The organism is Bacteroides muris (ex Afrizal et al. 2022), from assembly GCF_004793475.1.
In the GTDB taxonomy this organism is placed as follows: Bacteria; Bacteroidota; Bacteroidia; order Bacteroidales; family Bacteroidaceae; genus Bacteroides; species Bacteroides muris.
The window spans coordinates 1-884 of the sequence record NZ_SRYZ01000117.1; the positions used below are offsets into that span (position 1 = coordinate 1).

The following is an 884-nucleotide window of genomic DNA, read 5'->3' on the forward strand; positions in this document are numbered from 1 at the left end:
GAAAGAAAAAAAACTTCCGGAAAAATTTGGAAGTTATGCTTTGAAGTTCTTACCTTTGCACCCGCTTTCTGAAAGGAACAGCATCGCAGTTAAGACAGCGATCTTTGAACAGATTTACATAAACAATACAAGTAGTACAAGAGCAAGGCCGCTTCCCGGCAACGGGGGTTGGTCTTGGGTAAAACAAAAGAACCGTCAATATCTGTCCATGACAGGTATCGATAAACTTTTAAATTCGAGCGTCCTGAACAGAGCAAAGACGTATTCGTGTCCGGGCCTTTTATCTTATTCCTTATGGGGTTTGGTTTTAGTTTCCGCGTCATGAATCTCAAAGATACTTTTACAATGAAGAGTTTGATCCTGGCTCAGGATGAACGCTAGCTACAGGCTTAACACATGCAAGTCGAGGGGCAGCATGAACTTAGCTTGCTAAGTTTGATGGCGACCGGCGCACGGGTGAGTAACACGTATCCAACCTGCCGATGACTCGGGGATAGCCTTTCGAAAGAAAGATTAATACCCGATGGCATAGTTCTTCCGCATGGTAGAACTATTAAAGAATTTCGGTCATCGATGGGGATGCGTTCCATTAGCTTGTTGGCGGGGTAACGGCCCACCAAGGCATCGATGGATAGGGGTTCTGAGAGGAAGGTCCCCCACATTGGAACTGAGACACGGTCCAAACTCCTACGGGAGGCAGCAGTGAGGAATATTGGTCAATGGGCGCTAGCCTGAACCAGCCAAGTAGCGTGAAGGATGACTGCCCTATGGGTTGTAAACTTCTTTTATATGGGAATAAAGTGCAGTATGTATACTGCTTTGCATGTACCTTATGAATAAGGATCGGCTAACTCCGTGCCAGCAGCCGCGGTAATACGGAGGAT

The 884-nt window shown here is 46.4% G+C and carries 1 rRNA gene and 1 pseudogene; both read left to right on the forward strand.

The window, feature by feature from the left end:
- A pseudogene (locus E5355_RS19710) lies at positions 1-325 on the forward strand (hypothetical protein); the annotation flags it as partial.
- A 17-nt stretch (positions 326-342) separates the two neighbouring features.
- Positions 343-884: ribosomal RNA gene (locus tag E5355_RS19105) — 16S ribosomal RNA — on the forward strand; the annotation flags it as partial.